The organism is Streptomyces aculeolatus, from assembly GCF_020400605.1.
GTDB lineage: Bacteria > Actinomycetota > Actinomycetes > Streptomycetales > Streptomycetaceae > Streptomyces > Streptomyces aculeolatus.
The window spans coordinates 704,473-724,282 of record NZ_JAINRD010000001.1 but is presented as its reverse complement, the minus strand read 5'-3'; the positions used below and the strand labels follow the sequence as shown (position 1 = coordinate 724,282).

The following is a 19,810-nucleotide window of genomic DNA, read 5'->3' as shown; positions in this document are numbered from 1 at the left end:
CCTACACCTCCCGGATGAGCCGGTGCAGCAACTCCCTTGACTCCGCCTCGTTCTGGGCGGCGACGCGCAGCAGGTCCATGGCCTTCGTGTACGTCGCGACGTCCTCCGGCTTGTCCAGGTAGAGGGCGCTCGTCAGATGCTCCACGTACACGACGTCGGAGAGGTCCTCCTCCGGGAAGCTCAGGATCGTGAAGGCGCCGGAGTCGGGGGTGTGGCCGTGCTGCGCCAGCGGGATGATCCGCAGCGACACGTTCGGCATCTCGGAGGCGTCGAGCAGGTGCTGCAACTGCTTGCGCATCACCTGGCGGCCGCCGTACGGGCGGCTGATCGCGGCCTCGTCGAGCACCGCCTTCAGCTCGGCGGGGTGCTCGGCGTACAGCCGCTTCTGCCGCTCCAGCCGGGCGCCCACGCGCTTGTCCGCCTCGGCGGGCGAGATGGGCAGGCCCGCGGTGACGACGGCGTGCGCGTACTCCTCCGTCTGCAGCAGGCCGTGCACGAACTGGACTTCGTACACGTCGATCCCGGCAGCGGCCGACTCCAGTCCCACATAGGTGGGGAACCAGCCCGGCAGCACGTCGCTGTAGCTGTGCCACCACCCTGCGGTGTTCGCCTCGCTGACGAGGCCGACGAGGGCGTCGCGCTCGGTCTGATCGGTCACGCCGTACAGCGTGAGCAGGTCCTCCACGTCTCGGCTCTTGAAACTCACCCGGCCCAGCTCCATCCGGCTGATCTTGGATTCCGAGGCCCTGATCGCGTATCCGGCGGCGTCGCGCGAGATCCCCTGTTCTTCCCGCAGCCGTCTGAGCTGAGAGCCCAGCAGGATACGGCGCACGACCGATCCGCTTGATCCGTCCACGGCCATCGGAGCCCTCCACCCACCTCGGCGACATGGCACTTACAAAAGGACATGGCACTACAAGCGCGCCCCCGGCGCCACCGGCCCATACTGCCACCACTCCGTATCATTGCGTGCCCGAACGGTTACCCAACCGAGAAAATTTTGCTGGACAATGCCCATGAACCAGTAAGTTGCTAGACATTCCTCCCTCGTGCACGTGCATCTGCCCTTGCATCTGCCAAAGGCATTCGGAAGCATGGGCATCCGCACGGTGACGACAGACACGCACGCGACTGGGGAGTGCCGCGCATGGGGACCGAAGCAGCAGCCGTGCTCGCGCCCTTATGGCGAGGGCTGCCCCCGCTGGACTCCGGCTCCGTCGACGGTGCCGCATCCTGTGCGATATCCGGCAGCCACGAGTCCGTGAGCGGCGCGCGCGCCTTTACCCACACCACGTTGCGGCACTGGGAGCTGACCGACCTCAGCGACGATGTCGCACTGGTCGTCTCGGAGCTGGTCACCAATGCGCTCCGGCACGCCCTCACCGGCTGCACCGAACAGGACCCGGCGGTGCGGCTGCACCTGATGCGCTGGGCGTCCCGGCTGGTGTGCGCCGTCCGCGACCCGAGCACCGCGAGTCCGGTGGCCGGGGTCGCCGACGTGGGCGCGGAGTCGGGGCGCGGGCTGTACCTCGTCGACTCCTTCAGCGACAGCTGGGGCTGGCACCCGCTGGACGGCTCGCTGCGCGGCAAGGTCGTGTGGGCCGTGTTCCACCTACATCCGCCCGCGGCTGACTGAGGGCCCGTACGCGCACGCCGACCGCATGATCGCCCGACGGCCGCAGGCCGTTAGGCTCTCGAAGTATGAGCGGGGGGCGCGGGGCACTGGTCGACGGGCGGTTCGAGCTGATCGAGCGCCTCGGCAGCGGCGGCATGGGCACGGTGTGGCGCTCGCGCGACACCGTGCTGGAGCGCGAGGTGGCGCTCAAGGAGGTGCGGTCGCCCGATCCCGCCCACGACGCGCGAACGGTACGGGAGCGGGTGCTGCGCGAGGCGCGGGCGCTGGCCCGGCTGAGCCACCCCAACGTCGTCACCATCCACCACATCGTCGCCGCGGAGCCGCACCCCTGGCTCGTCATGGAGCTGGTGCCCGGGCCGAACCTCGCCGACCGGATCGGCTCGGCGGGACCGCTGCCGCCGCAGGAGGCCGCGCGCCTGGGCCGCGACGTGCTCGCCGCGCTGACCGCCGCGCACGCCGCCGGGATCCACCACCGCGACGTCAAGCCCGCGAACGTCCTGCTGCGCCCCGGGGAGCCGCACGCGCGCGCCGTGCTCACCGACTTCGGCATCGCCGCGCTCGCCGGCGCCACCGCGCTCACCGCGACCGGTGAGGTCGTCGGCTCCCCCGAGTACGTGGCGCCCGAGCGGATCCGCGGCGCCCCGGACGCGCCGCCGGCCGACCTGTGGTCGCTCGGCATGACGCTGTACGTGGCCGTGGAGGGCGCGAGCCCGCTGCGCCGCGGGACGGCGCTGGCGACGCTGGCGGCGGTGCTCGACGAGCCGCTGGCGGCGCCGCGCCGCGCGGGCCCGCTGGCACCGGTGCTCGACGCGCTGCTCGTACGGGACCCGGGGGCGCGGCCGGACGCGGCGGCGCTGGACGGGATGCTGCGGGCGGCGGCCGACGGCGAGTACGGTGCCCCGCCCGCGGCCCCGCCCGCCTACGGCCCGGCGCCGGCGGTCCCGTTCCCCGCCCCGGTCGCGCCCACGGCCCCGTCCCCGTACACGCCGACCGCGCTGGACAGCCCGCGGCCCGCGCCGCCGCCGCCGCCCGCCGGGGGGCGGCGCGGCGGGGTGGTCGTCGGCGTACTGGCGGCGGCGGTCGTGCTGCTCGGCGCCACGGTGGCCGCGCTGCTGCTCAAGTCCGGCGGGGACGGCGGCGGGGCCGCCGCGGGCCGCGGTACGGAGAGCACCGCCCCGGCCGGAGGGACGGGGAACGACGGCGACGGCGACGGCGAGAACGGCGATCGCCCGGACGGGAGCGCCGACGAGGACGGCGGGAACGGCGCGGACGCCGGGAACGGCCCCGGCACGGGCGGGACTTCCGGGCAACCCGACGCGACCTCCCCGCCCTCGTCCTCCCCGCAGTCCCCCCAGTCGCCCCAGTCGCCCCCGCTGAACGATTCGTGGATCGCGGTGCTGGCCTCCGAACCGGTCCGCAACGGGCCGGAGGCACGCGATGACAGGCTCACAGGCGTCCTGGCCGAAGTGCCGGAGGCGGAACTGCTGCGCAGCGACGACTACCCTTCGCTGCTCCCTGGATACTGGGTGATTCACGCTCCGGGACCGTTCGCGGACGGAAAGGAAGCGATCGCATTCTGTGCGGATCGCGGCCGTACCGCGATCAACGCCTGCTACGGGCGATATCTCAGCCAGGATCCGGATGACCGGCGGCTGCAGTGTCACCCCGCCGATGGGGGAAGCGGACGGTGCAGCCGGGAATAGGGGGGTGTCAGTCAACTATCAGATGGTCGAACTCTCCGTCCTTGACGCCCAGCAGCATCGCCTCCACCTCGGCACGGGTGTAGACGAGGGCGGGGCCTTCGGGAAATCGGGAATTGCGAACGGCTATCTCGCCGCCGGGAAGCCTGGCGAACTCCACACAGGAACCCTGCGAGTTGCTGTGCCGGCTCTTCTGCCAGGCGGCGCCGTGAAGATCTCTGGCCGCAATGCCGTTGTATGCGTGGGCCACAGCGCTTCTCCAAGGTGGTTGCCAATGTCAACTGTCGGGGATCATAGCTGTGTTGGCGGCTAGGTGCACGCGCAAATGCACGTGCACACAGCGTGCGCGCGTGATTCCGATCAGGCGTCCACCAAGGTCATCCCCCGAAGGGTTCAACGCACAAGGCGGTACCGAATAGTTCCCGGAACGGCCACATTCACGGCCGGATGCTGCTCACCACGTTCGCCGTGGCCTCCAGACCGGACTGGATCGTCGGGGCCACGGTGGTCCCGGACAGATAGAAGCCGAGGAGCACGCAGACCACCGCGTGCGAGGTCTTCAGCGAGCCGCTGCGCAGAAACACCACGGCCAGCACGAAGAGCAGCAGCACGACCGACACCGACACGGCCATCTGATCACCTGTCCCCGCGTTCGCCGTCCACATACGTGGCAGTCTGTCCCACCCGTACCCCCCGTTACGTGCGAGCCGTGCCCGCCATCCGGGTGATAGAAGGGCCGTCCGGGGCGGGCGGGCGCGCGTCGCGCGCCGTGCGGTGGTGGGCACGCCCCCGGGCCGTAAGACTTGGCCGTACCGCCTACCGCCCCCTTCGTCGATGGGACGACGATGAAGAAGCAGGAGCTGGCCGACCTCGACGCCCACTGGCGCGCCCTCAACTACCTGGCCGCGGGCCAGATCTACCTCACCCGCAACCCGCTGCTCACCGAGCCGCTGACGCCCGCGGACATCAAGCCGCGGCTGCTCGGCCACTGGGGCACCTGCCCCGGCCTCAACCTCGTCTACACCCACCTCAACCGCGTCATCTCCGCCCGCGACCTCGACGCCGTCTGCGTCTGGGGGCCCGGACACGGCGGTCCCGCCGTCTACGCCGGCGCCTGGCTCGACGGCTCGTACGGGGAGGTGCACCCCGACGTCTCGCGCGACGCCGCCGGGATGGCGCGGCTGTTCCGGCAGTTCTCCTTCCCCGGCGGTACGCCGAGCCACGTCGCGCCCGTGATCCCCGGCTCGTTCCACGAGGGCGGCGAGCTGGGCTACTCGCTCGCGCACGCCTACGGGGCCGCGTTCGACAACCCCGGGCTCGTCGCGGCCTGCGTCATCGGCGACGGCGAGGCGGAGACCGGGCCGCTGGCCGGGTCGTGGCACGCGAACAAGTTCCTCGACCCCGCGTACGACGGCGCCGTGCTGCCCGTCCTGCACCTCAACGGCTACAAGATCGCCGGCCCCACCGTCCTCTCCCGCATCCCGCAGAGCGAGCTGGACGAGTTGCTGCGCGGCTACGGCCACGAGCCCCTGCACGTCAGCGGGGACGACCCCGCGCGCGTCCACCGGGACATGGCGGCCGCGATGGACACGGCACTCGACCGGATCGCCGAGTTCCAGCAGGCCGCGCGCGCCCGCGGCGGGCTGCGCGGGCGGCCCCGCTGGCCGGCGATCGTGCTGCGCACCCCCAAGGGCTGGACCGGCCCCGAGGACGTCGACGGCACCCCGGTCGAGGGCACGTGGCGCTCCCACCAGGTGCCGCTGCCGGAGGTCCGCGAGAACCCCGAGCACCTGGCGGAGCTGGAGCGGTGGCTGCGCTCGTACGGGCCGGAGCAGCTCTTCGGCGCCGACGGCAGGCCGAGCCGGCAGGTGCTCGCCTGCGTACCGCACGGCGACCGCCGCCTCGGCGCCAACCCGCACGCCAACGGCGGCCGGCTGCTGCACGCGCTGCCGCTGCCGGGGCCCGAGACGTACGCCGTGGCCGTCGACCGGCCCGGCGGCCGGCTGCACGAGCCGACCCGGGTGCTCGGCGCCATGCTGCGGCAGGTGATGGCCGACACCGCGGAGCGCCGCGACTTCCGCGTCTTCGGCCCGGACGAGACGGCGTCCAACCGGCTCCAGGAGCTGTTCGAGGTCACGGACCGCGCGTGGCAGGCGGAGACGGAGCGGACCGACGAGCACCACGGGCCGCACGGCCGGGTCATGGAGGTGCTCTCCGAGCACCTGTGCCAGGGCTGGCTGGAGGGGTACGTCCTCACCGGGCGGCACGGGCTGTTCTCGTCGTACGAGGCGTTCGCGCACATCGTCGCGAGCATGGCCGCGCAGCACATCAAGTGGATCCAGACCGCGCGGGAGGAGCCGTGGCGGGCCCCGGTCGCCGGGCTCAACTACCTGCTGACCTCACACGTCTGGCGGCAGGACCACAACGGCTTCAGCCACCAGGACCCCGGCTTCGTCGACCACATCCTCAACAAGAGCCCCGGCGTCGTCCGGGTCTACCTGCCGCCGGACGCCAACACCCTGCTGTGCGTGGCCGACCACGTGCTGCGCACCCGCGACGTCGTCAACGTCGTCGTCGCCGGCAAGCAGCCGTCGTTCGACTGGCTGACGCTGGAGCAGGCCCGCGCGCACTGCCTGCGCGGCGTCGGCATCTGGGAGTGGGCCGGCACCGAACGCCCCGGCGAGGCGCCGGACGTGGTGCTGGCCTGCGCCGGGGACGTGCCGACGCAGGAGGTGCTGGCCGCTGCGGGGCTGCTGCGCGAGCACCTGCCGGAGCTGGCGGTACGGGTCGTCAACGTCGTCGACATCGCGCGGCTGATGCCGCACGAGGATCATCCGCACGGGATGACGGGCCGGGAGTTCGACTCGGTGTTCACCCGCGACACCCCGGTCATCTTCGCGTACCACGGCTATCCGTGGCTGATCCACCGGCTCGCCTACCGGCACGCGGGGCACGACCAGCTGCACGTGCGCGGCTACAAGGAGATGGGCACCACGACCACGCCCTTCGACATGGTCGTACGCAACGACCTCGACCGCTACCGGCTGGTGATGGACGTCATCGACCGCGTCCCGGGACTGGCCGTGCGGGCGGCGGCGGTGCGGCAGCGGATGGAGGACGTACGGGGCAGGCACCACGCCTGGATCCGCGAGCACGGCACGGACCTGCCGGAGGTGGCGGACTGGACGTGGCCCGGCTGAGGGGGCGGAGCCCGGCGGGGGTGGCCCCCGGCCGGCACGTGCGGATGCCGGCCGGGGGGCCTTCGCGTACGGGTCAGTTGCTGCCGATCTGCACGTCCTCCAGGATGCCGAGCGCGTCCGGGACGAGCACCGCCGCGGAGAAGTAGACGCTCACCAGGTACGAGATGATCGCCTTGTCGCTGATCCCCATGAACCGTACGTTCATCCCCGGCCGGATCTCGTCCGGCAGCCCCGTCTGGTGCAGCCCCACCACGCCCTGGTCGGCCTCGCCGAGCCGCATCGCGATCACCGAGCTGGTCCCCTCCGCGGTGACCGGGATCTTGTTGCACGGCAGCAGCGGGATGCCGCGCCAGTTGTTGACCTCGCTGCCCAGGTACTCCGTGCGCGGCGGGTAGATGCCGCGCTTGTTCCACTCCCGGCCGATCGCCGCGATCGCCTTCGGGTGCGCCAGCAGCACGTGCGTCTGCCGGCGGCGGGAGATCAGCTCGTCCAGGTCGTCGGGCGTGGGCGGGCCCGAGCGGGTGTGGATGCGCTGCTTGAGGTCGGCGTTGTGCAGCAGGCCGAACGAGCGGTTGTTGATCAGCTCGTGCTCCTGGCGCTCGCGCAGCGCCTCGACGGTCAGCCTCAGTTGCTGCTCGACCTGGTTCATCGGGTCGTTGTACAGGTCGGCGACCCGGCTGTGGACGCGCAGCACGGTCTGCGCGACCTCCAGCTCGTACTCCCTGGGCGTCAGCTCGTAGTCCACGAACGTGCCCGGGAGGTCCGCCTCGCCGCGGTGGCCGGAGGCCAGCTCGATCTCGGCCTCGCCCTTGCTGTTCTGCCGCTGCTGCGGGACGGAGCCGAACGCCGCCAGGTGCTCGCGCAGCCCTTCCGCCTGCGCCAGCAGCTCGTCGAGGGCGGAGCGGGCGAGGACCAGCACCGTGCCGCGGGTCGTGGCGCGTACCGTGGCCGACCACGTGCCGTCGGCGGAGACGAGCACCTCCGAGCCGACGTAGTCGCCGTCGGCGAGGACGCCGAGGACGGTCTCGTCCCCGTACTTCCCGGTGCCGACCCGCTCCAGCCGCCCGTGCGCGACCAGCACCACCTGGTCCGCCGCCGCCCCCGCGGAAACGACCGCGTCCCCCGGCGCGATCTCCCGCTGCTCGAACCGGCCTGCCAGCGCCGTGAGCACCTCCTCGTCGTCGAACGCGCGCAGCTGCGGCAGCTCGCGCAGCTCCTGCGGGATGACGCGCACCTCGCCGCCGACCGAGGTGAACTCGACCTGCCCGTCGCCGAGCGTGTGGGTGAGGCGCCGGTTCACCCGGTACGCACCACCCTTGACCTCCGTCCACGGCAGCGCCTTGAGCAGCCAGCGGGAGGAGATCCCCTGCATCTGCGGGGGCGTCTTGGTGGTGGTCGTGAGGTTCCGCGCGGCGGCTGTGTCGAGGCTGAGGCGGTCGGGGGGTTCGACGGACGCGGACGTTTCTTCTGGCGTGGTCGTCATGGCACCGAAGCTAGGCTTCGGTGCAAAGCGGCAGCAATCGCTCGAAGGAGTAAGAATATCTGCCTTGATTCCTGGATAGGGCTGGGTCCTACGGGACGTGATTACCGGAGTGTGACGGCGGGCGTGGCAGTGGCCGCCCGCCGCGGCCGGCGACCCTAGGCTCGCCGCCATGCGCGTACTCGTCACCGGCGGCGCCGGGTTCATCGGATCGCACGTGGTCTCCGCCCTCGCGGAGCGGGGGCACGAGGTGGTGGTGCTGGACGTACGGGACGCGGGGCCGCCCGGTCGTACGTGCGACGCGTACCTGCGGGGCGACGTGCGCGACCGCGACGCCGTCGCGGCGGCGCTCGCCGGGGCCGACGCCGTCTGCCACCAGGCCGCGATGGTCGGCCTCACCGAGGACTTCGCAGACGCGCCCGCGTACGTCGGCGTCAACGACCTCGGCACCGCCGTGCTCCTCGCTGCGATGGCGGAGGCGGGGGTGCGGCGGCTGGTGCTGGCGGGGTCGATGGTCGTGTACGGGGAAGGGCGCTACGACTGCCCCGCGCACGGCACCGTACGGCCCCTGCCGCGGGCGGCGGCGGACCTCGCGGGCGGGCGCTTCGAGCCGCGGTGCCCGCGCTGCGGCGCGGAGTTGGCACCGGGGCTGGTGGCGGAGGACGCGCCGGCGGACCCGCGGAGCGTGTACGCGGCGACGAAGCTGGCGCAGGAGCACGTCGCGGGCGTGTGGGCGCGCGTCACCGGCGCGCGTGCGGTGTCGCTGCGCTATCACAACGTCTACGGCCCCGGGATGCCCCGCGACACCCCGTACGCCGGCGTCGCCTCCTTCTTCCGCTCCGCGCTGGCGCGGGGCGAGGCGCCGCGGGTGTACGAGGACGGGGCGCAGCGGCGGGACTTCGTCCACGTACGGGACGTCGCGGAGGCCAACGTCCGGGCGCTGGAGGCGGTGTACGGGGACGAGGCGGCGGCGGAGGTGCTCACGGCGTACAACACCGGCAGCGGGGACGTGCACACTGTCGGCGAGCTGGCCATCGCGCTGGCAGCGGCCTACGGCGGGCCTGCGCCGCTCGTGACGGGCGAGTACCGGCTCGGGGACGTACGGCACATCACGGCGGACTCGGCGCGGCTGCGGGCGGAGCTGGGGTGGCGGCCGGCGGTGGGGTTCGCGGAGGGGGTGAGGGAGTTCGCCCAGGCGCCGCTGGGAGCGGCGCCCTGACGGTCAGCCGTGGGCCGCGGGGAGGGTGACCTCGAAACGGCAGCCGCCGGGCACGTTGCGCACCTCCGCCCGCCCGCGGTGCGCCTCGACGATCCCCCGCACGATCGCCAGCCCCAGCCCGGCCCCTGCGGGCGGCACGGGCGTTCGGGCGTGGTTGCCGCGCCAGCCCGTGTCGAAGACCCGCGCCAGGTCCTCCTCCGGGATGCCGCCGCACTGGTCGGTGACCGAGACGACGACGGCCGCACGGTGCCGGTCGCCGTCCCGGTGCCGGTCGCCGTCCTGGTCCCGGCCCTGGTCCCGGCCCTGGTCCCCGTTCTGGTCACGGTCCTGCTCCTGCTTGCGGAAGGCGACGGTCACCGCGACCGTGCCGTCCGCGGGCGTGCGGCGGATGGCGTTGACCAGGAGGTTGCCCAGCACCCTGGTCATCTCCTTGCCGTCGACCTCCACCGGCACCGCCGCCCCGGGCTCCGGCGGCTCGCCCACGAGCCGTACGCCGTGCTCGCGCGCCAGCGGGTCCGCGCCCGCAAGCGCGTCGCCGACGAGGTCGTGGACCGACATCCGGGTGGGCGCGAGCGCGAGGGCGCCCGCGTGGATGCGGGAGAGTTCGAAGAGGTCGCCGACCATGGCGTCGAGGCGCTCGGTCTCGGCGCGGATCTGCCGGTGGTAGCGGCCGGGGTCCGCGGCCATGCCGTCCTCCAGCGCCTCCGCCATGGCACGCAGTCCGGCCAGGGGGGTACGCAGGTCGTGCGAGATCCACGCGACCAGCTCGCGCCGCGAGGCGTCGAGCGCCCGCTCCCGCTGCCGCGACTGCGCCAGCCGCTCGGCGGTCGCCGCCAGCTCCCGGCTGAGCGCCGCGAGTTCTGCGGTCGCGCCGCCCGCGGGGGGCGCGAAGGAGCCGCCCTCGGCGAAGGCGTGGCCGAACGAGCGGGTCGCGGCGGCCAGCGCGTTGCTGCGGGCGACCACCCAGCGGCCGAGCAGCACGGCGGTGGCGAGGGCGACGACGGCGGCCATGAGGCACACGATGCTGACCACGGTCAGGTCGTGGCCGGAGAGGAACATCTCCCGGGCGACGGCGAGGGTGCCCAGGAGCATCGCGGTGACGGCGGTCGCGGCGACGACGGAGACGGAGACGACGAGGGAGCGGTTGCGCAGCAGGCGCAGGGCGATGGCGCCGAGGACGCCGGCGACGGCGGCGCCGAGGAAGGCGAAGGCGGCCATGAGGAGGATGTCGTTCACGGTCGGGCCTCCCGGTCGGCTGCGGATCCGTGCTGCGGGCCGTCCTCCGGGTACGCGCCGTCCCGTACCGCACCGGCCGCGGCCGGGTCGGCGTCGAAGCGGTAGCCGACGCCCCAGACCGTCGTGATCAGGCGCGGCCGGGCCGGGTCGTCCTCGACCTTGCCGCGCAGCCGCCGCACGTGCACCGTCACCGTCGACAGGTCGCCGAACTCCCACCCCCACACCTCCCGCATCAGCTCCTCCCGCCCGAACACCCGCCCCGGGTGCCGCAGGAAGTGCGCCAGCAGGTCGAACTCCCGCAGGGTCAGCGCCAGCTCGGCCCCGTGCTTGGCGGCCCTGCGCGCCGCGGTGTCCAGGGTGAGCCCGGCGCCGCCCAGTTCGCCGCCGCGGGGCGCCGCGGCGCGGCTGCGGCGCAGTACGGACTCCACGCGCAGCACCAGTTCGCGCGGGCTGAAGGGCTTGGTGACGTAGTCGTCGGCGCCGAGTTCGAGGCCGAGGATGCGGTCGTCCTCGTCGCCCCGGGCGGTGAGCATGATCACCGGTACGGGGCCGGTGGCACGCAGCTTCGCGCAGACCTCCAGACCGTCCATGCCGGGCAGCATCAGGTCGAGCACGACGAGGTCGGGCCGCGCGGAGGCGGCGGCGGTCAGCGCCTGCGGGCCGTCGGCGGCGCGGTCGACGGCGTAGCCGGCGCGGTCGAGGTAGCCGGCGACGACCTCGGCGACGGTGAGGTCGTCGTCGACGACGAGCACGCGGGCCGGTCGGTCCGGGCGGTCCGGGCGGTCCGGGCGGTCCGGGCGGTCCTGGCGGCGGTCCGGTGGCCGGGGCCCGGCGGGCGGGACGGGGTCCATGGCGCCAGCCTGGCACGGCCGGGGACGGCGGGCGGGGGCCGAACGGATGGCGGCGGCCGACGTCCGTGATTCGTAAGAACCATGCGCCCGCTATGCGGCTTTTGCGCTCGTAGGGTGGTGGCCATGACCGACGTCGTACTCCCCTGTCTGGACGAAGCCGCCGCGCTGCCGTGGGTGCTGGCCCGTATCCCCGCCGGCTGGCGCGCGGTCGTGGTGGACAACGGCTCCACGGACGGCTCCGGCGACCTCGCCCGCGAACTCGGCGCCACCGTCGTGCACGAGCCGCGGCGCGGCTTCGGCGCCGCCTGCGCGGCGGGCCTGCGGGCGGCCACGGCCGAGCTGGTCTGCTTCTGCGACTGCGACGGCTCCCTGGACCCGGGCCTGCTGCCCCTGCTCACCGGCCGGATCACGGCGGGTACGGCGGACCTCGTCCTCGGCCGCCGCCGCCCGACCGCGCGCGGCGCGTGGCCCCTGCACGCCCGCGCGGGCAACGCCGCGCTGGGGCTGATGCTGTACCGCCGCACGGGCGTGCGGCTGCGCGACCTGGGCCCGATGCGGGCCGCCCGGCGGGCGGCGCTGCTGGACCTGGCGGTGGCGGACCGGCGCAGCGGGTACCCGCTGGAGACGGTGGTACGGGCGGCGGACGCGGGGTGGCGGATCGCGGAGCTGCCGGTGCCGTACGCGCCGCGGACGGGGAAGTCGAAGGTGACCGGAACGTGGCGGGGGACGTGGCAGGCGGTCCACGACATGAGCGGCGTCCTGCGCGGCGCCCCGGCGGGCGCGGGGGCCGGGCGGTGAGCGGCGGAGGCGTCACCCTGCTCGTCATCGCCAAGGAGCCCCGGCCCGGCCGGGTCAAGACCCGGCTCACCCCCGCGTACAGCCCCGCCGAAGCCGCGCAGCTCGCGGAGGCCGCCCTCGCCGACACCCTCGCCGTCGTACGGGACCTGCCCGCCCGGCGCCGCGTGCTCGTCCTCGACGGCGCCCCCGGCGACTGGCTGCCGCCCGGCTTCACCGTCGTACCGCAGGCCGCCGGCGGCCTCGACGCGCGCCTGGCAGCCGCGTTCGGCGGCTGTACGGGCCCGGCGCTGCTCGTCGGCATGGACACCCCGCAGCTCACCGCAGGACTGCTGGCACCCGCCCTCGCCGCGGACGCCTGGTCGGCCTGCGACGCCTACCTCGGCCCGGCGCCGGACGGCGGCTTCTGGGCGCTGGGCCTGTCGCGGCCGGACCCCGAACTGCTGCGCGGCGTACCGATGTCGACACCCCACACCGGCGCCGCCCAGCACCGCAGGCTGCGCGAGGCGGGCCTGCGCGTACGGGAGTTGCCGCCGCTGCGCGACGTGGACACCCCGGCGGACGTCCCCGAGGTCGCGGCGGCCGCCCCGGGCAGCCGCTTCGCCGCGACGGCACACCGACTGGGCGCCGGCGACCGGGCGCCGGGCAGCACCGGGGCCGACGCCACGGCTGCGGGCACGTCGCCGCGCAGCGCGACGGCAGCGGACACCTCCGCAGTCGGCAGCACGGCACTCGACCGAGCCGCCGGATGACGTCGCCCCCGCCCCGCCGCCCGTCCGATCCCGCAACACCCTCCGGTCCCGGCACGCCGACGCATGCGGATCCGGCCGGACTCCGGCCCGTCGCGCGGACGCAGGACGCCCAGGCCGGGCCGCGGCCGGGGGCAGCCGGGCCCGGCGCCTCCCAGCCGCCCACCGGCCGGCCCGCCGCGCAGCCGGCGGCCTCCCCGGACGACGCGCCCCCGACCGCCTCCGCACCCGGCCCGGCCCGCGTCCACCCGGCCGACCCCCGCCCGGTCCCCCCGCGGCCGGCCCACCCCCGCCCCGGCGTCGGCCGGCCGGCGGACGTCCCGCCGCCCGCGCCCGCCGCTCCGGAACCCATACCTCCGCCCACGGCTCCCCCGCCCCGGACCACCGCGCTCCCGCCCGCCCCGGGCACCCCCGACGCCGACTGGGACCGCGCCGACCCCTACGCGCGGGCCCTGCGCAGCGGCGCCGGTCCGCTCTTCCTGCGGCGGCGCGACGGGTGGCTGCTGCCGCTCGAAGTGGAGCGCTGGTGCGGGGTGCCCGACGGCGGCGACGTGACCGTGCTGCGGCGGTGCACGGGACCCGTACTGGACATCGGCTGCGGCCCCGGGCGGCTCGTCGCGGCGCTCGCCGCGCTGGGGCGTCCCGCGCTCGGCGTCGACGTCAGCTCCGAGGCGGTGGCGCACGCCCGTTCGCGGGGCGCCGCCGTGCTGCGCCGGTCGGTGTTCGAGCCGCTGCCCGGCGAGGGCCGCTGGGGCACCGCGCTGCTCATCGACGGCAACGTCGGCATCGGCGGCGACCCCGCCGCCCTCCTCGCCCGCGCCGCCGCGCTGCTGCGGCCCGGGGGGCGGCTGGTCGTGGAGGTCGCCGCGGACGACGACGTGGACGAGCGCGTGCACGTCCACGTCACGGACGGGGCCCGCGGCCACCCCGCGCCGCACCGCCCCGACCGCGCGCACCACGGCTTCCCCTGGGCCCGGGTGGGGCTGCCCGCCCTGCTCAGGTACGCGGCGGCGGGCCGCTGGCGGGAGGACGACCGCTGGACCGCGGGCGGGCGGCGGTTCGCCGCGCTGCGAGCACCAGGGCGGACGCCGCGAACAGCGCGGCGGTGAGCAGCAGCCAGCGGTGGAGGTAGGCGTCGGCGGGCAGGGCGGTGACGCGCTCGTAGCGGCCCACCTGGCGGGTGATGAGCGGGAAGTAGACGAGCAGCAGCAGCCCGGAGACGACTGCCGGGAAGCGCACGTAGTTCACCAGCCGCGGGCCCAGTACGCGCTGGGCGCCCCGGTCGGCGAGCGAGTACAGGGGCACCAGCGCCAGGTCGTGCAGCACCGCCGCTCCCGCCAGCCACAGGGCGACGCCCAGCGGGTCCTTGTCGAAGAGGCGGACACCGGCGTAGCCGGTGAGCGCGAAGGAGGCGAGGAGGAGGACGAGGGTGGGGAGCGGACCGGGCGCGAGCAGGCGGCGTACGGTCGCGCGCGTGGACGCGCGGCGGCGTACGGACGCGGGGGCCCGTTCCGTACGCGATCCGCGTGCCGGGCCCGCACCGCGCGGCTCGCCGGTTTCGCCCGAACCACCCGCACGGCCCGGGCTGTCCGGCCCACCGGCCCCGTCCGAACCGCCGGCCTCGTCCGGCCTGCCGGCCCCGTCCGAACCGCCCCGCGGGCCCTCCGGGCTCACGGCAGCTCTCCGAACGTCAGCCTGGTGACCCACTTCGTGTTGTGCACCCCGGGGTTCGCCGGGACGATGATCCGCGCCGGGTACCCGTGGTCCCGGGACAGCACCGCGCCGTTGACGTGGAGCGCCAGCAACGACCGCGGATCGTGTACTTGGTTGGCCCGCAGCGACGCCGCCCGGAACGCCCCCTTCTGCTGCGCCGACTCCGCAAACACCCCGTCCGACTCCCCCGCGCCCACCAGCGCCGCCAGGTCCGCCAGCCGGACCCCGCGCCACATCTGGTCGTCCGTCGACCACCCCTCGACGCACGCGATCGGCAACGCCGCCGTGTGCTGCGGCAGCGCCAGCAGCTCCGCCCGGGTGAACACCGTGCGGGGGCCGCTCCCGGCCCGTACGACCAGGCGCCAGCGCTCGCCGATGTCGGCCGGCTCGATGCCGAGGGCGGCGGCGGTCTTGTTGATCTGGAAGCCGTTCGGCCCCTCGCCCGGGTCGGCGCCGCCGTGCGGTGCGAGGAGTGCGGTGCGGCGCAGCGGGCCGCCGATGCTCTGCCCCGCGGTGACCGCGACCAGGCCCAGCGACCCCGCGCCCACCAGCGCCGCGGCCCCGCGCCGCGTGATCGTCGGCGGCGCGGGTTCCGTGGCCCGTAGCTCGTCCATCCCCCGGTCGTGCAGCCCGCGGCGCAGCTTGCCGACGCGGGTGGCGAGGTGGACGGCGAGGGCGGCGAGGAACACCCAGGCGCCGTAGAAGTGGAGGGCGTAGAAGGAGCCGGGGAAGACGTAGAAGAGCTGCATGTTGAGGATGCCGGTGGCGAACTCGAAGAGCGCGCTGCCCACGAGGAGCAGCGTCGAGGCGCGCTCCAGCGCGTGCCGGGCGGAGCGCAGCGGCGGCCAGGCGAAGAGGCGGGGCAGGACGGACCAGAGCTTGGCCAGCACGACGGGGACGAGGGCGACGCCGAGGGTGACGTGGACGCCCTGGTTGAGGCGGTAGAGCCAGTGGGGGTCGGTGGGCCAGGAGAACAGGTAGAAGCCGAGGAGGCCCTTGCCGGGGGTGGTGTCGTTGCCGGGGAGGTCCGGGTTGTAGGCGGCGTACGACAGGAGGCCGGTCAGCAGCATCAGGGGGAGGCCGGCGAGCAGGACCGTGCCGAGGAGCGCGGTGAACCACGGGCCGCGCAGCGGGCTGCGCCAGAAGGCGGGGCGGAAGGGGCCGGGCGGGGGGAGGGTGCCCCCCGGGCCGGCGGCTGTGTCGGGGGCGGGGTCGGGGTGCGGGCCGGGGCGGGGTTCCGGCGGGCGTACGGCGGGCATGGTCCGACCGTAGGCCGCGGATGCGCCCATATCCCCGCACCGACTCCTGACGAAAGCGTGACGTCGCCGCGCGTTCCCGGCGCGGGCGGGCCGCGGCTGCCTAGCGTGGCGACGTGACCTCCTCGCCCACCGGACCGCCCGCGGCGGGTACGGAACCGGAAGCCGGAACGGCCGCACCCGCGCCCCTCCTCCCCGCCGCCCCCGTGTCCGCCCGCACCGCCCACGCCACCGGCCGCCGCTGGGACCTGCTCGCCGCCGTCCTCGCCGCCGCGGCGATCGCCGCGGCCGTCGTCGTCGGGCGGGCCGTCAACGGCGACGACATCCTGCACGTGCGCTTCCCGCCCCTGTCCGCCGCCTGGGAGCCGCACTACGGCCCCGGCACCCCCGCGGCTGTTGCCGTGGCCGTCGCCGTCGTCGCGTACGGGCCCGGGCTCGCCGACCGGCTGCCGTGGCGGCGGCTGCTCCTCGCCGCCTGGGCGGCGGCCGTGGCGTGGATCTGGTCCCTGGCGCTCGTCGACGGCTGGCAGGACGGCGTCGCCGGCCAGCTGACGGGGACGAACGAGTACGCCCGGCCGGAGACCGTCGCCCGCTTCGCCGACCTCGGGCACGCCGTACGCACCTTCACCGACCACATCCTCATCCAGACCCCCGACAACTGGCCCGCGCACATCGCCGGCCACCCGCCCGCCGCGGTCCTCACGTTCGTCGGCCTGGACCGGGCGGGGCTGGACGGCGGGGCGTGGGCGGCGGTCTTCTGCATCGCGGTGGGCGGCTCCGCGGCGGTCGCGGTGCTGGTGGCGCTGCGGGCGCTGGGCGGCGAGGAGCGTACGCGGCGCGCGGCGCCGTTCCTGGTGCTGGGGCCGTGGGCGGTCTGGGCGGGGGTGTCGGCGGACGGCTACTTCGCGGCGGTGGCCGCGTGGGGCCTGGCGCTGCTGGCCCTCGCGGCGACGCGCACTGTGCGGCGGCCCGCGGTGGCGGCGGCGGGTGCGGGGCTGCTGCTGGGGTGGGCGGTGTACCTGTCGTACGGGCTGACGCTGCTGGTGCTGCCGATGGCGGCGGTGCTGTGGTGCGCGGCGCGGGGTGCGCCGGGGGGTGGGCCGCGGGGGGAGCCGGGGGGCGGGCCGCGCGTGGCCGTGCTGCGGGTGGTCCCGTGGGTGGTGCTGGGTGCGCTGCCGGTCGCGGTGGTCTTCACGGCGGCGGGCTTCTGGTGGTGGGAGGGGTACACGCTGCTGCACGAGCGCTACTACCAGGGCTTCGGCGGAGAGCGCCCGTACAGCTACTGGGTGTGGGCGAACCTGGCGGTCGCGGCCCTCAGCGCGGGCCTGGCGGCGGTGGCGGGCACCCGCCGCGCTGTACGCACCGCCTGGCCGCGCGGCGCCGGACGCTCCTCCGCGTACGCCCCGGCCGTGATGGCGGTCGCCGCGCTGGCGTGCCTGGTGGCGGCGGACCTCTCCGGGCTCAGCAAGGCGGAGACGGAGCGGATCTGGCTGCCGTTCACGCTCTGGCTGCTGCCGGCCGCCGCCCTGCTCCCGGCGCGCGACCACCGGGCCTGGCTGGCGGCGCAGGCGGGGGTGGCGCTGGTGGTGAACCACCTGCTGATCACGAGCTGGTAGGGCCGTCGGGAACGCCGGCCGCCGGACCGGGTCAGTCAGGGCCGCCGAGCGCCCGCCGGGCGTCGGCCCACAGCCGCTCGAACTCCTCCGCGGAGACCTCGGCCGCCCCGGGCTGGGTCTCCCAGCCGTCGAGGGAGCCCTCCGCGAGGACGCCGTAGCGCCGCTCGTATCGGCCCATGGCGGCGAGGTCGGCGTGGTCGCGCAGGTGCACCACCTCCGCGAGGGAGGCAGCGGTCACCGGCCGGGAGTCGGCCGCCCGGATCTCGACCTGCCGGGCCGCCCACCCCTCGTCATCGGCCTCGAAATAGAGCCACAGGTCCTCGTCCTCGTAATAGGTCCGGAACCGGACGGTCACCGTCGCCCCCTCGCCCGCGGCCGCCGCCGTTTGTCAGACCTGCGGCGTACCGTCGTAAGTATGTGCCGAAGCATCAAGACCCTGCGCCCCCCGTACGCCGACACCGTCACGGACGACGACATGCGGGCGGCGGCCCTGCAGTACGTACGGAAGATCTCCGGCTTCCGCCACCCCGCCCCGCACAACGCCGAGGCGTTCGACAAGGCGGTGGCGGAGATCGCCGCGTCGACGCAGGAGCTGCTGGACGCGCTGGTCGTCCGCGGCGGCAAGGGCGCCGCGTAGCCCTACGGCTTGCGGCCCACCGCGGCCAGGCCCAGGACCTGCGGGGGCGCGCCGAAGACGGTGTGCTCCGGGCGCCAGCGGCTCATGGACACCACCCCGGGTTCCTGGAGTTCGAGGCCGTCGAAGAAGCGGCCGAACTCCTCCGGGCCGCGGGGGAACAGCGGGGTCGCCGCGCGCTCGTCCCAGTCCTCGCGGGCCTCGGCGTTGGCCTTCAGCGACGTCTCGTCGGCGAGCGAGGGATCCATGGTGGCGTGCGTCGCCACCAGGAAGCTGTCCGGGGGCAGCGCGTCGAGCAGCCGGGCGACGATTCCGTACGCCTCGTCGAAGTCGGGGACGAAGTGCAGGATGCCGAGCAGCATGACGGCAACGGGCTCGTCGAAGTCCAGCGTCTTCGCCGCCCCCGCGAGGATGTCCTGCGGGCGGCGCAGGTCGGCCTCGATGTAGCTGCAGCGGCCCTGCGGGGTGCTGGTGAGCAACGCGCGGGCGTGCGCGAGGACCATCGGGTCGTTGTCGACGTAGACGATGCGCGCCTCCGGCGCGACGCGCTGCGCGACTTCGTGCGTGTTGTCCATCGTCGGCAGCCCCGTGCCGATGTCGAGGAACTGCCGGACCCCCGCCTCGCCGGCCGTGAACCGCACGGCACGGCCGAGGAACGCCCGGTCCGCACGGGCGATGTCGACGATCTGCGGGAAGACGGCCTTGAACTGATCGGCGGCGGCGCGGTCGACGGCGTAGTTGTCCTTGCCGCCGAGAAGGTAGTTCCACACCCGGGCCGAGTGCGCCACACCGGTGTCCACCCCTTGACGGGGGTCCTGATCCATGAGGAGTGCCCTCCCTCTCGTCCGTAGCGCCCAACCTAGAGGGTCTCGTGACGCATGGTGGCATGGTCATCCGCCCCGCGTTCTACGCGAGTTCGTGGAAGAACTCCGTGCCGTGGGTGACGGACCACCCGTCGGCGACCAGGCTGCGGGCGACGTCGACCAACGCCGTACGCCCGGGCGATCCGTCCTCGCTCCACAGCGACCAGTTCGCGGACACCGCCAGCTCCACCTGGCCGTGGTTCGAGGCGTGCAGCGTGATCGGCGCACGCGCGCCGACTTGCCGCATCTCGCGGGTCGGCCCGGCGACCCAGGCGGTTCCTTCACGCCACTGGAGGGGCACGTTCGCGACCCATCGCACCTCGGCGACGTCCAGGGCGACGTGTGCCGTTGCCTCCGGCGCGTACGGGCGGGGGACAAGGGCCCGAGTGGCGTTGAACCACAGGTCCGTCCAGCCCGTGTCGTGAGTCTCGGGCGCGGGAGACGCCTGCACCTGTGCGCGCTCCAGCCAGGTCCCGACGACCTCGGCGGACAGCTCCGGAACCGGCTCCACGACCGGATCGACGTGCCACGGGTCGACCACGTCGAGTGCCTGCTGCCCGGTCGGCCGGGCAGCCGCGCCGTCGTGGACGAACCAGTGCGGGCGCTGCGGCTTCACGCCGATGTCCGGGTAGCCGGTCTCGCGGTCGAGGCAGCCGATGACGGCCTCGGCACTGAGGGGCCGGACCAGCGGCCAGAGGCACCGGACGCCGTCCACGAGCCGCTCGCCGGCGACCACGGCGCTCCCCAACCCGGGCCCCGGAAGGGGCTCGGCGAACGTCAACACCGGCCCGCCGTCCTTGTGCTCGCGGACCATCGCTACACCCCGGCGCCCGGGCCCGTCCCGGCAGGGCTGACGCAGACC

General features: G+C 74.8%; 20 protein-coding genes. 9 read left to right on the top strand and 11 right to left on the bottom strand.

From position 1 onward, the window contains the following. Position 1 precedes the first annotated feature (1 nt). Positions 2-862, bottom strand: a complete 861-nt coding sequence (locus LG396_RS03130; protein ID WP_026276212.1) for a Sco1979 family transcriptional regulator — start codon at positions 860-862, stop codon at positions 2-4. Positions 863-1,147: 285 nt separating this feature from the next. Here LG396_RS03130 and LG396_RS03125 point away from each other — a divergent pair, with 285 nt between their 5' ends. Continuing rightward, positions 1,148-1,636, top strand: a complete 489-nt coding sequence (locus LG396_RS03125) for an ATP-binding protein (RefSeq protein WP_225793471.1) — start codon at positions 1,148-1,150, stop codon at positions 1,634-1,636. A 65-nt stretch (positions 1,637-1,701) separates the two neighbouring features. Continuing rightward, complete coding sequence (locus LG396_RS03120; RefSeq protein ID WP_225793470.1) at positions 1,702-3,339, top strand: serine/threonine-protein kinase; 1,638 nt, start codon at positions 1,702-1,704, stop codon at positions 3,337-3,339. A 7-nt stretch (positions 3,340-3,346) separates the two neighbouring features. Here LG396_RS03120 and LG396_RS03115 read toward each other — a convergent pair whose 3' ends face one another. Next, positions 3,347-3,586: a DUF397 domain-containing protein gene (locus LG396_RS03115; RefSeq protein ID WP_018835984.1), complete on the bottom strand. Its 240-nt coding sequence runs from the start codon at positions 3,584-3,586 to the stop codon at positions 3,347-3,349. A gap of 187 nt (positions 3,587-3,773) precedes the next feature. Continuing rightward, the gene (locus LG396_RS03110) at positions 3,774-3,968 is read right to left on the bottom strand and encodes a hypothetical protein (protein ID WP_018835983.1); all 195 of its coding nucleotides are present in this window, start codon (positions 3,966-3,968) and stop codon (positions 3,774-3,776) included. Positions 3,969-4,139: 171 nt separating this feature from the next. Here LG396_RS03110 and LG396_RS03105 point away from each other — a divergent pair, with 171 nt between their 5' ends. Next, a complete protein-coding gene (locus LG396_RS03105; protein ID WP_225793469.1) occupies positions 4,140-6,536 on the top strand; it encodes a phosphoketolase family protein in 2,397 nt (798 codons plus the stop codon). A gap of 73 nt (positions 6,537-6,609) precedes the next feature. On the opposite strand, the gene LG396_RS03100 is transcribed toward LG396_RS03105, so the two are convergent. Next, positions 6,610-8,019, bottom strand: coding sequence for a family 2B encapsulin nanocompartment shell protein (locus LG396_RS03100; protein WP_225793468.1), 1,410 nt, complete (start codon positions 8,017-8,019; stop codon positions 6,610-6,612). Positions 8,020-8,188: 169 nt separating this feature from the next. On the opposite strand from LG396_RS03100, the gene LG396_RS03095 reads away from it, so the two are divergent. Next, complete coding sequence (locus tag LG396_RS03095; RefSeq protein ID WP_225793467.1) at positions 8,189-9,235, top strand: NAD-dependent epimerase/dehydratase family protein; 1,047 nt, start codon at positions 8,189-8,191, stop codon at positions 9,233-9,235. A gap of 3 nt (positions 9,236-9,238) precedes the next feature. Here the strand turns inward: LG396_RS03095 and LG396_RS03090 are convergent, their stop codons facing one another. Both LG396_RS03090 and LG396_RS03085 read right to left on the bottom strand, forming a co-directional pair. Further along, on the bottom strand, positions 9,239-10,471 hold the full coding sequence (locus LG396_RS03090) for a sensor histidine kinase (protein WP_225793466.1): 1,233 nt from the start codon (positions 10,469-10,471) through the stop codon (positions 9,239-9,241). After that, complete coding sequence (locus LG396_RS03085; RefSeq protein ID WP_308190064.1) at positions 10,468-11,223, bottom strand: response regulator transcription factor; 756 nt, start codon at positions 11,221-11,223, stop codon at positions 10,468-10,470. The genes LG396_RS03090 and LG396_RS03085 overlap by 4 nt, the downstream gene beginning before the upstream one ends. A 222-nt stretch (positions 11,224-11,445) precedes the next feature. Between LG396_RS03085 and LG396_RS03080 the strand changes: the two genes are divergently transcribed. The 3 genes from LG396_RS03080 (at position 11,446) to LG396_RS03070 (ending at position 13,975) form a co-directional block, all read left to right on the top strand. Continuing rightward, positions 11,446-12,120, top strand: a complete 675-nt coding sequence (locus LG396_RS03080; protein WP_037753761.1) for a glycosyltransferase family 2 protein — start codon at positions 11,446-11,448, stop codon at positions 12,118-12,120. Then, entirely contained in the window at positions 12,117-12,869 is a 753-nt protein-coding gene (locus LG396_RS03075; protein ID WP_225793464.1) for a TIGR04282 family arsenosugar biosynthesis glycosyltransferase, read from the top strand. Before LG396_RS03080 ends, LG396_RS03075 begins: the two co-directional genes overlap by 4 nt. Positions 12,870-13,216: 347 nt before the next feature. After that, positions 13,217-13,975 carry a methyltransferase domain-containing protein gene (locus LG396_RS03070; RefSeq protein ID WP_372483239.1) on the top strand — a complete coding sequence of 253 codons (759 nt, stop codon included), beginning with the start codon at positions 13,217-13,219 and terminating at the stop codon, positions 13,973-13,975. Here the strand turns inward: LG396_RS03070 and LG396_RS03065 are convergent. Together LG396_RS03065 and LG396_RS03060 are read right to left on the bottom strand one after the other, a co-directional pair. Further along, positions 13,863-14,540, bottom strand: a complete 678-nt coding sequence (locus tag LG396_RS03065) for a hypothetical protein (protein WP_372483215.1) — start codon at positions 14,538-14,540, stop codon at positions 13,863-13,865. The two genes, LG396_RS03070 and LG396_RS03065, sit on opposite strands and share 113 nt — an antisense overlap. Next, entirely contained in the window at positions 14,537-15,838 is a 1,302-nt protein-coding gene (locus tag LG396_RS03060; protein ID WP_225793462.1) for a molybdopterin-dependent oxidoreductase, read from the bottom strand. Before LG396_RS03060 ends, LG396_RS03065 begins: the two co-directional genes overlap by 4 nt. Before the next feature lie 113 nt (positions 15,839-15,951). Here LG396_RS03060 and LG396_RS03055 point away from each other — a divergent pair, with 113 nt between their 5' ends. Then, on the top strand, positions 15,952-17,451 hold the full coding sequence (locus LG396_RS03055; RefSeq protein WP_225793461.1) for a hypothetical protein: 1,500 nt from the start codon (positions 15,952-15,954) through the stop codon (positions 17,449-17,451). Between the two features lie 31 nt (positions 17,452-17,482). On the opposite strand, the gene LG396_RS03050 is transcribed toward LG396_RS03055, so the two are convergent. Continuing rightward, positions 17,483-17,806 carry a hypothetical protein gene (locus LG396_RS03050; protein ID WP_225793460.1) on the bottom strand — a complete coding sequence of 108 codons (324 nt, stop codon included), beginning with the start codon at positions 17,804-17,806 and terminating at the stop codon, positions 17,483-17,485. A gap of 60 nt (positions 17,807-17,866) precedes the next feature. On the opposite strand from LG396_RS03050, the gene LG396_RS03045 reads away from it, so the two are divergent. Beyond that, positions 17,867-18,088 carry a DUF2277 domain-containing protein gene (locus LG396_RS03045; RefSeq protein WP_018835970.1) on the top strand — a complete coding sequence of 74 codons (222 nt, stop codon included), beginning with the start codon at positions 17,867-17,869 and terminating at the stop codon, positions 18,086-18,088. Positions 18,089-18,090: 2 nt separating this feature from the next. On the opposite strand, the gene LG396_RS03040 is transcribed toward LG396_RS03045, so the two are convergent. After that, the gene (locus LG396_RS03040; RefSeq protein ID WP_225793459.1) at positions 18,091-18,909 is read right to left on the bottom strand and encodes an SAM-dependent methyltransferase; all 819 of its coding nucleotides are present in this window, start codon (positions 18,907-18,909) and stop codon (positions 18,091-18,093) included. A gap of 82 nt (positions 18,910-18,991) precedes the next feature. Next, complete coding sequence (locus LG396_RS03035) at positions 18,992-19,762, bottom strand: hypothetical protein (protein ID WP_225793458.1); 771 nt, start codon at positions 19,760-19,762, stop codon at positions 18,992-18,994. Between the last annotated feature and the right edge of the window lie 48 nt (positions 19,763-19,810).

Bases quoted from the DNA above. Each gene is read 5' to 3' on its own strand.
- LG396_RS03130 (WP_026276212.1), bottom strand. From the start codon at position 862: ATGGCCGTGGACGGATCAAGCGGATCGGTCGTGCGCCGTATCCTGCTG.
- LG396_RS03125 (WP_225793471.1), top strand. From the start codon at position 1,148: ATGGGGACCGAAGCAGCAGCCGTGCTCGCGCCCTTATGGCGAGGGCTG.
- LG396_RS03120 (WP_225793470.1), top strand. From the start codon at position 1,702: ATGAGCGGGGGGCGCGGGGCACTGGTCGACGGGCGGTTCGAGCTGATC.
- LG396_RS03110 (WP_018835983.1), bottom strand. From the start codon at position 3,968: ATGGCCGTGTCGGTGTCGGTCGTGCTGCTGCTCTTCGTGCTGGCCGTG.
- LG396_RS03100 (WP_225793468.1), bottom strand. From the start codon at position 8,019: ATGACGACCACGCCAGAAGAAACGTCCGCGTCCGTCGAACCCCCCGAC.
- LG396_RS03095 (WP_225793467.1), top strand. From the start codon at position 8,189: ATGCGCGTACTCGTCACCGGCGGCGCCGGGTTCATCGGATCGCACGTG.
- LG396_RS03080 (WP_037753761.1), top strand. From the start codon at position 11,446: ATGACCGACGTCGTACTCCCCTGTCTGGACGAAGCCGCCGCGCTGCCG.
- LG396_RS03060 (WP_225793462.1), bottom strand. From the start codon at position 15,838: ATGCCCGCCGTACGCCCGCCGGAACCCCGCCCCGGCCCGCACCCCGAC.
- LG396_RS03045 (WP_018835970.1), top strand. From the start codon at position 17,867: ATGTGCCGAAGCATCAAGACCCTGCGCCCCCCGTACGCCGACACCGTC.
- LG396_RS03040 (WP_225793459.1), bottom strand. From the start codon at position 18,909: ATGGATCAGGACCCCCGTCAAGGGGTGGACACCGGTGTGGCGCACTCG.
- LG396_RS03035 (WP_225793458.1), bottom strand. From the start codon at position 19,762: ATGGTCCGCGAGCACAAGGACGGCGGGCCGGTGTTGACGTTCGCCGAG.